Here is a 252-nt window from a genome sequence, read left to right on the forward strand (position 1 = left end):
TGTTAATCCCCAGCAGTGGTTAGAGGATACCCTGCAAAAAATACCCGATCATAGCATCCAAAAATTGGAGGAGTTATTGCCCGGCTATCAGAAGGGGTAGTGAGTGCAGTTGCTCGGACGGATACTGCCGAAGCCTGTTTACTGGCTTATATCCTGGTGAGCAAATATATTGACCACTTACCATTCTATCGTCAGATCCAGCGTTTTAAGCGGGAGTTTGGTTGGGAACCGGCCTCTAGTACTTTAAGTGAC

2 protein-coding genes are annotated in these 252 nt (G+C 46.8%); both read left to right on the top strand.

The features are described 5' to 3' along the window. Nucleotides 1–100, top strand: a 100-nt coding sequence (locus tag LB465_RS18245) for a transposase domain-containing protein (protein WP_224471273.1), incomplete at its 5' end; no start/stop codon positions are given. Then, the coding region (locus LB465_RS18250; RefSeq protein WP_394370958.1) for an IS66 family transposase at nucleotides 100–252 on the top strand (153 nt) is incomplete at its 3' end. The genes LB465_RS18245 and LB465_RS18250, both read left to right, overlap by 1 nt.

This window comes from Salegentibacter lacus (assembly GCF_020164555.1).
Classification (GTDB): domain Bacteria; phylum Bacteroidota; class Bacteroidia; order Flavobacteriales; family Flavobacteriaceae; genus Salegentibacter; species Salegentibacter lacus.